The organism is Acidovorax sp. Q11, from assembly GCF_054950075.1.
On sequence record NZ_JBUDZG010000057.1, the window covers coordinates 1 to 8150 of the forward strand.

The 8150-nt window shown below is 68.6% G+C and carries 8 protein-coding genes; 4 read left to right on the plus strand and 4 right to left on the minus strand.

The annotated features are described in order from the left end of the window. Positions 1 to 142 precede the first annotated feature (142 nt). Positions 143 to 1666 (minus strand): AMP-binding protein, encoded by a 1524-nt coding sequence (locus ACYZGB_RS22420; protein ID WP_462391173.1) that lies wholly within the window; start codon positions 1664 to 1666, stop codon positions 143 to 145. Between the two features lie 329 nt (positions 1667 to 1995). Here ACYZGB_RS22420 and ACYZGB_RS22425 point away from each other — a divergent pair, with 329 nt between their 5' ends. Then, positions 1996 to 3003 carry a YcjF family protein gene (locus ACYZGB_RS22425; protein ID WP_462391174.1) on the plus strand — a complete coding sequence of 336 codons (1008 nt, stop codon included), beginning with the start codon at positions 1996 to 1998 and terminating at the stop codon, positions 3001 to 3003. A gap of 254 nt (positions 3004 to 3257) precedes the next feature. Beyond that, positions 3258 to 4598 carry an SPOR domain-containing protein gene (locus ACYZGB_RS22430; RefSeq protein WP_462391175.1) on the plus strand — a complete coding sequence of 447 codons (1341 nt, stop codon included), beginning with the start codon at positions 3258 to 3260 and terminating at the stop codon, positions 4596 to 4598. Here the strand turns inward: ACYZGB_RS22430 and ACYZGB_RS22435 are convergent. Together ACYZGB_RS22435 and ACYZGB_RS22440 are read right to left on the minus strand one after the other, a co-directional pair. Beyond that, positions 4585 to 5373 (minus strand): alpha/beta fold hydrolase, encoded by a 789-nt coding sequence (locus ACYZGB_RS22435; RefSeq protein WP_462391176.1) that lies wholly within the window; start codon positions 5371 to 5373, stop codon positions 4585 to 4587. The genes ACYZGB_RS22430 and ACYZGB_RS22435 overlap by 14 nt on opposite strands. A 219-nt stretch (positions 5374 to 5592) precedes the next feature. Further along, the gene (locus ACYZGB_RS22440; protein ID WP_462391178.1) at positions 5593 to 6597 is read right to left on the minus strand and encodes a M14 family zinc carboxypeptidase; all 1005 of its coding nucleotides are present in this window, start codon (positions 6595 to 6597) and stop codon (positions 5593 to 5595) included. A 203-nt stretch (positions 6598 to 6800) separates the two neighbouring features. Here ACYZGB_RS22440 and ACYZGB_RS22445 point away from each other — a divergent pair, with 203 nt between their 5' ends. Together ACYZGB_RS22445 and ACYZGB_RS22450 are read left to right on the plus strand one after the other, a co-directional pair. Beyond that, complete coding sequence (locus tag ACYZGB_RS22445) at positions 6801 to 6944, plus strand: hypothetical protein (protein ID WP_199226746.1); 144 nt, start codon at positions 6801 to 6803, stop codon at positions 6942 to 6944. Next, positions 6919 to 7080, plus strand: a complete 162-nt coding sequence (locus ACYZGB_RS22450; RefSeq protein WP_291470747.1) for a hypothetical protein — start codon at positions 6919 to 6921, stop codon at positions 7078 to 7080. The genes ACYZGB_RS22445 and ACYZGB_RS22450 overlap by 26 nt, the downstream gene beginning before the upstream one ends. Positions 7081 to 7110: 30 nt before the next feature. Here ACYZGB_RS22450 and ACYZGB_RS22455 read toward each other — a convergent pair whose 3' ends face one another. Continuing rightward, positions 7111 to 8031 carry a GGDEF domain-containing protein gene (locus ACYZGB_RS22455; RefSeq protein ID WP_462391180.1) on the minus strand — a complete coding sequence of 307 codons (921 nt, stop codon included), beginning with the start codon at positions 8029 to 8031 and terminating at the stop codon, positions 7111 to 7113. Positions 8032 to 8150: the final 119 nt, after the last annotated feature.

Genomic DNA, 8150 nt, shown 5'->3' on the forward strand with positions numbered 1-8150 from the left:
GCCCTGAACACCAACGTTGGCGTTCTTCGCGGTTTCCTCCCCCGAGGCTTGTGCGACACCTGCCCTCAGGTCGGGGGCGCTCATCGCTCGGGGGTATTCCGGGCAGGTATCTCACAACCCTAAACAAACGAAGCCAGTCAGTCTAAACGTCACGCAGCCCCATCCCCCGCAGCTCCGTCTTCAACACCTTCCCATAACTGTTCTTCGGCAGCGCCTCCACCCACCGATATTCCTTAGGCCGCTTGAACCGCGCAATGTGATCCGTGCACAGGGCATCCAGCACCGCATCGGCCACCGCCCCGCTCTCCCCCGCGACCAGGTAGGCCACCACCACCTCGCCCCATTCGGCATCGCGCTGGCCCACCACGGCCACCTCGCGTACCTGGGGGTGGAGCAGCAGCACCTCTTCCACCTCGCGCGGGTAGATATTGCTGCCGCCGGAGATGATCACGTCTTTGGAGCGGTCCTTGAGCGTGAGAAAACCATCGGCATCCAGCGCGCCCATATCGCCGGTGTAGAGCCAGCCATCGCGCAGCGTCTGCGCCGTGGCTTCGGGGTTGTTCCAGTAGCCGGGCATCACGGTATCGCCGCGCACCACCACCTCGCCGGTCTCGCCCGGGGGCAGGGGCTGGCCTGTGGCATCGACCACACGCACTTCCACCAGCGACTGCGCCACGCCGACGGACACCATGCGCTCGGCCCAGCGGGGGTGGTTGCGGTCGGCCAGCTGGGCGCGCTGCAGGGCGGTGATGGTCATGGGGCTTTCGCCCTGGCCGTAGATTTGTACAAAGCGGTTGCCCATCACGGCCAGGGCGTTGCGCAGGTCGTCGGCGTACATGGGGCCGCCGCCGTAGACGATGGTCTTGAAACCCGACACGTCGGCCCCCGTGGCACGCACATGATCCACCAGGCGGTGGACCATGGTGGGTGCGGCAAACAGGGTGATCTGGCCCACGCGGGCCGCGAGCTGCACCAGCTCGGCGGGCTCGAAACCGCCCGACAGCGGCACCACATGCCGCCCGCCGCGCAGCACCTGGGCGTAGTTGTACAGGCCCGCGCCGTGCGACATGGGCGCGGCGTAGACCATGGCGTCGCCGGGCAGCACATCGTCCACATCGGTGAAGTAGCAGGCCGTCATGGCCAGCAGGTTGCGGTGGGTCTGCATCACGCCCTTGGGGCGGCCGGTGGTGCCCGAGGTGTAGAACAGCGAGGCCAGGTCGTCCGGCGCGCGGTCGCACACGGGCAGGGGGGCGTGTGATACGGCGGCCTGGTAGGCCTCGGAGCCCACCACCAGCGTGTGGGCGGGGTCGGCACCGGCCTCGTGTGCGGCGGCAAACAAGGCCTCAGACACCAGCACCACACGCGCGCCAGAGTCGGCCAGCACATAGGCCAGCTCTTTGGCGTGCAGCTTGTAGTTGACGGGCACGGACACAGCGCCCGCCCACAGAACAGCGTGCAGCGCCTCCAGATACTCCGGCGCATTGGCGGCATAGATGGCCACGCGGTCGCCGGGCAGCACGCCGTGGCGCTCGCGCAGGCAGGCGGCCAGCGCGGCGGTGCGGGCGCCCAGCGCCTGGTAGGTAAACAGCAGCTGGTCGCCGTGCAGCACGGCGGGCTGGTCGGGATAGAGCTGCGCGCTGCGGCGCAGCAAGTGGGCGATGTTCATCGTGTGTCCCCCATCGGGGCAAAGTTGCCCGCCCCCATCCCTGTCGCCGCCAGCCGCATGCCGTGTCTCCTTGTTGCAATGAGGCAACCACTGTATGCAAACCTGGCAACGCCGCACAGTCGATCAACTACGCAAGGAGAAACCCGCATCGGCCCGACCCACAGACGGAGCGCGATACAGAGGGTTACCAGATTCCGGCAATTCCCCACACCCCGTGGCGTTGAAAGCCTGCGGCCTAGACTGCATCTGAACCCCAGCCCCGCAGCCCTGCGCCGCCGTTGCGCACTCTGCGGAATCGCTTCTTCCATTTAGTACCGGGCCCGCACCGCATGAACTCCGAACAGCAAAAATCCATCCTCACCATTGCCTTGCTGGCCGCCTTTGCGGACGGCACCAAGGACGATGCCGAGCGCGAGGAAATCCGCCGCATCGCCCAGTCGCTGGCGGGCGACAGCGGCATGGCCGACCTGCCGCGCATCTACCAGGATGTGCTGCTCAAGCGCACCAGCATGCAGGCCGCCGCCACTGCGCTGGACGACCCGGCCCACCGCCAGCTGGCCTATGAGATGGCCGTGTGCGTGTGTGATGTGGATGGGCGGCAGACAGCGGCGGAGGCGCAGTTTCTGGCCACGCTGAAGGCCGCGCTGCAGCTGGGTGCGCAGCAGACGGCGGCGTTTGAGCACGATGCCGATGCGCTGGTGGATGTGGTGGAAAAATCCGCCCCCTCGGCCACGCCCTGGGGGGTGGCGGGCGCTGCAGCCTACGCCGCTGCGGCACCAACCCCTGCAGCCCCCCAGGCCACGACAACGCCCCCCGGCCCGGCCGATGCCGAGCTGGACAAGTCCATCCTCAACTACGCGCTGCTCAACGGCGCGCTGGAGCTGCTGCCGCAGTCCTGGGCGTCCATGGCCATCATTCCGCTGCAGGTGAAGATGGTGTACGGCATTGGCAAGGCGCATGGGGTGGAGCTGGACCAGGGCCACATCAAGGAGTTCATCGCCGCCGCCGGGGTGGGCATGACATCGCAGTACCTGGAGCAGTTTGGACGCAAGCTGCTGGGCGGCCTGCTGGGCAAGGCGGCGGGCCGGACGATTGGCGGGCTGGGCAGTGCGGCCACGGGCATGGCGTTTTCGTTTGCCACCACCTATGCACTGGGCCAGGTGGCCAAGCGCTACTACGCCGGGGGCCGCGTGATGAGCACGGCCATGCTGCGCGACACCTTCCAGAACCTGCTGGGGCCCGCCAAGCAGATGCAGTCGCAGTACCTGCCGCAGATCCGGCAGAAGGCCGCCACGCTGGACGCGGCCAAGGTCATGGCCATGGTGCGGGGCGGCTGAGCGGGGTCGTGTGCGTGGCTCGAATACTATATTTTTTATAGCAAACATTTGATACTGGATGCGCGGAAGCGGCCTATTTTTTCAATAGTCCGGCGCTGAAATAGGATAGAAACCCCGGCCCCCCACCGCACCTGCCGGACGGCGTACACGGTCGGCATGCGGTGGCTGGCGCCCTGTGCGGCGGGGCCGCAACAGCGTGGCGACTTGCGCCCAACCCCGGTGGCGGGTGCGGCGGCACATGACAGAATCGGCCCATGCTCGACCACACGGACCCTGTCGCCTCCATCATTCCGGCCATGTCGCTCGACTCCCCGTCCGACAACGCCATGACCGCGCTGTCCCGCCTGGCGCTGGGGCCCGTCAACACCGACTACTACCTGGCCGTCTTCGAGCGCTTTGACAGCACCGGCCGCACGACCACCACCTGGAACTGGGCCGCCTGCCTGGCCACGCTGAACTGGATGGTGTTCCGCCAGCTCTGGAGCGCCGCACTGGTCTACGTGGCGGCGGCCGAGGGGCTGGCGCTGATCGTGTTTGGCATTGGCCGGTCTTTTCTGAACTGGCCGCCGGGCGTGGAGCTGGGCGTGCTGGGCGCGTTTGCGGTGCTGGCCTTTGCGGTGCCGGGGCTGTATGGCAATGCCATTTTGTATGCCGACATCCGCAAGCGCATCGCCCGCGCGCTGGCCGCATCGCGCACCGTGCCCGAGGCCTGTGCGCTGCTGGAGAAGCAGGCCAGCTCGCGCAAGCGCCTGCAGATGGTGGTGCTGGCCAACGTAGTGCTGGGCGTGGCCGCATTGATCGCCTACCTGGCCTGGTCACCTTCAGACACCAAACCCCTGGCGCTGGAGCCCGCCGTGACTGTGGCCCAGGCGACCGCAGCGGCCACGGCAGCATCGGCCACCACACCAGCGGCACCGGCCAAGGCCACGGGCCAGGCGGCATCCACGGCAGCCCCCATGCCAGAGGCGGCCCCCGAACCAGCCCTTGTGGCAGAGTCGCACCCCGCACCCGCATCGCCCCCGGCACCGGCAGCCGCAGCAGTCAAGGCATCTGCAGCCCCCAAAGCCTCGGCCCCCAACGTGCCGCCCGCCATGGTGGCCCCGCCACCGGCCGAGCCAACCCCGCCAACACGGCCTGCTTCAACCCCCGCCAGCAAGGCAGCCGCATCGGCACCAGCCAAGACGGCCGCACCCGCAGCATCCACCCGCGCATCGGCCACCACCAGCCCAACAGCCTCGGCCGCCAGCACGCCCGCCCCCCGGCGCGAGGCCGCCGCCAGCCGCGCCAGTGCCACCACCAAACCCAAGACAACGGCGTCGGCACCGGCCGCTGCCGACAAACCGCTGCCCACCGTGGGCACGGCGGCGGGCTACTACATCAACGTGGGCCTGTTTGCCGAAGAGGCCAATGCGCGCAAGACCCAGGCGCGGCTGCTCAACGAGGGCCTGCCCGCCTTCCGCCAGGAGCTGGACGGCGCCAAGGGGCGGCGCATCCGAGTGCGCGTGGGCCCCTATGACACGCGCGTGCAGGCCGATGCGGCGGCAGAAAGCATCCGCGCCATGGCCCTGGAGGCCGTGGTGTTCAAGCAGCCGTAACCGGCGCGCTGCCCGAGGGGTGCGGCCCAAGTGTTGCCCACTGCCGCACCTGCTCCACCACCCATGCCGGGTCGTCCAGCGGCAGGTCGTGGCCTGCAAAGGGGTGCATCACCAGCGGCAGGTTCCACGCAGCGGCCAGCGCTTGTGAACACGCGCTAACCACCAACTGGTCGTGGCGGCTGGCCAGCAGCAGCAAGGGGGGCAGCGGTGCGGTGGCCGGAGCCCGGTAGCGCGCGGCGGCCAGCAATTGGCGCAGCGCGTTGCGGCCCGACACCGGCCGCTGCCTGCGCACGGCAGCCCAGTGCGCCAGCACCGGGGCACGTGCTGCGGCCAGGTTGCTGGTCATCGCCAGCACCTGCTGCTCCACCACTTCGGCCGGGCGGGCCAACAGCACCAGGCGCAGCAGGGCGCCGTAGTTCTGCGGGCGCAGCCGGTGGTAGAACGGGCTGAACGGGCGCAGGCTGGTGTTGACCAGCACGCCACTGGCGACCTCCTCCGGCGCCCCCTGCGCCCACTCCACCGCCACCATGGCGCCCAGCGACATGGCCAGCAGGTGGTAGGGCGGCACCAGCCCGCGTGCCGCCAGGTCGGCTCGGCAGGCCTGCACCATGCCTTGCACCGTGGTGGGCGATGGCCTGTGGTGCCAGCACCCGTTGCCGGGCAGGTCCACGGCCAAGACGGCATCCCCCGGGAGCGCCTGCTGCAGGTCGGCCACCAGCCCGCCCCAGTGGGCGGTTTCGCGGGTCAGGCCGCGCAGCAGGATCCATTGGCGCATAGTGCTAGGGCCCTTTCTCTTTCTTCTCTGTTATCCATAGCGCTGCGCGCTACCCGCAGCGGATGAAACGGGCGCGGCCAAGGCCAGCGCCCCCGTGCAAGGGCCGCCCTGCCGCGCATGCGGCGCTTCGCTTGCGTGCACTGGGGGCGTCCCCCTCCCAGATTGCGAAGCAATATGAGAGAGGGGGAAGGCGCGAAGCGACTCAGGGGGTGTTTCATTTCAGTACCAGGCCGCGAGCGCGTCGGCGCGGCGTTGCGCGCGCTGGTCGGGCGCGGGCGTCCAGCGTGCATGGCTGCAGGCCGCACGCGCCAGAAAGTCGAGCAGCGACAGGTGCCGCCGCAGCACGCGCTGCTGGCGGTGGTTGATGAGCGGGTTGAAGATGCCGTTGCGCGAGAACAGCTGCCGGGGGTTCTTCTTGATCCACAGCCACGAGCCCATCTCCAGCGTGAGCGGCAGGAAGGTGTGCGTGGGCAGGGTCTGGCAGGCTTGCAGGTACAGGTGGTCCCACAGATCGCCATGCGCCAGGTACTGCGTGCTTTGCGGTTCGATGATGTACTGGTGGTGGCTGTGGGCCTGCAAAAAGATCTCTTGCAGCGCATGCAGCTCGGCCAGGTGCGCAATGGGTTTGCGCGTGTGCGCAAACGGAAACCACAGCCGGTCCTTCACGCCAAAGCCCGAGTGGCAGTCCAGCGCCATGCTGAAGGGCCGCGCCAGCAGCTGGGCCGTGGCCACCTCGCACAGCGCCTGGCTCTCGGCCTCCATGGGGTCGCCCAGGCGCCCCCGGTACCAGGGCAGGCCCGCGCTCACCCGCTGCCCGCCCACCCACAGCGGCACCCGGTCCACGGCGTCCACCGGGGCGTTGCGCATCAGGTCCACGCCGCGCGGGTTGGCCCGCGTGGCCGACCACATGCCGCCCGGGTTGACGATGGGCATGAAGACCAGGCGCACCTGCTCGAGCTGCCGGTGCAGGGTGGTGTCCCACTGCAAGCGCATGACCACGTTCTGCAGGTAGGCGATGACCACCTCGGCCCCGATGCGCTCCAGCCCGTGCACGCCGCCAAAAAAGCCCACCGCAGGCACATCCAGCGCCGGGTTGCCCACACCGATCGCATAGACCGGAAAACGCTCGCCAGAAGCCACCTGCACCTGCCGCACCACCTGCACATCGAGGTGGCGCGCGCCCTGCTCCAGGATTTTTTCCAGTGCCAGAAGCTCGGGCAGCATGTGCAGAGGGGTTTTCAGAAGGGATGGCAAGGACTCACCGCAGGAGGATAGCGCCCGCCAGCGAGCCCGGGTGGGCAAACAGGCGCGTGGCGGGGCCGCTGTTGGGTTCATGCGAACCGACGCAAAACCGTCACACAACGGCGGTAACTTGCCCTGCAGATCGCCACGGTCTCCCTTCAACCTCCCTACGAAAGAGGCGCACCATGCTCTGGAAATTGCTCGGATTGCAGCGGCTGCTGGATCAGCTGTTCGATGAAGGGGGCTGGCTGAGCTTTGACCTGCCCCGCACCCACGAGTGGGCGTGCGACGGAGCCTATGACGATGCACCGGCCGCCGCGCAGGACTGAGGCCTACCGCTGGGCCGTGGGCCGGGGCATGCTGGTGTGCGCCCTGGCCTGGGGGCTGGTGGAGCTGCTGGCGCTGCAGCGCTCGCGCTTTCAGCAGTGGCGCCAGCGGCAGCAGGCCGCCATCCACCACCACTGAGCAGGCCAGGCAGAAAGCCGGGCAAGGCGCTCAGTCTGGCGACACTGAAGCTGCCACGGCCCGGTTGCGCCCCGCATTCTTGGCTTGGTACATCGCCGCATCGGCGGCGGACAGCAGGGCATCCAGCCCCCAGCCCCCGTGGGCCGAGTCCGCAATCCCCAGGCTCACCGTCACGCGCACCTCGGGGTCGGCCACGCCCATCACCTGCGCTGCAGCCACCTTCTCACGCAGGCGATTGGCAAACTGCAGGCCCTGCTCCCGGTTGCAATGGCTGAGCAGCAGCACAAACTCCTCGCCCCAAAAACGCGCTGCCAGGTCGCCCTCGCGCAGTTCGGTGCGCACCACATCGGCCACCGCCAGCAGCGCCTTGTCACCCGCAGCGTGGCCCAGGCTGTCGTTGAGCTGCTTGAACCAGTCCACATCCAGCGCCAGCACAGCCATGTCAACGCCATAGCGTGTGGCCTGTGCCAGGGCAGTGCGCGCCTGGGCGATGAAGGCCCGGCGGTTGGGCAGGCCCGTGAGGTAGTCGGTTTCGGACTGCTCCCGGAGCTGTTCGATGAGCCGGTCGCGCTCGCGCTCCAGGTCCTGGCGTCGGCGGGTCTGGCTCTGCAGCGCACGCACCGCGCCGATGACGGCGGACATTTCATCGTCGGCCAGGGGCGCGGCCAAAGGCGCCTGCAGGTCGTTGTTGGCCAGCGCCTTCAGGGCCCGCGTGGTCTGGGCCAAGGGCTGCAGCACGCGGCGCTGGATCACATACAGCGCGCCGCCCAGCACCAGCAGCAGCGCCCCGGAGCCCGCCAGCGCCCAGACCAGCACCCGCAGCGCGCGCTGGTGTTCCTGCTGCGCGCGGTCGCGGGCCTGGGCCAGCAGCGCATCGCGCAGCGCGAGGATGGGGTTCATCTCGGGCACATACAGGGCCGCGAACTCGGCGGCCGACAGGCCGTAGTCCACTGAATCATTGAAATTGGCTGCATGCACTCCATATTCGAAGGTATGCACAGGATGAACTTAACGACAGACGAGCGTGACCAATTGGAGGCATTGGTCCGCAAGCGAAGCGCCAGCGCGGC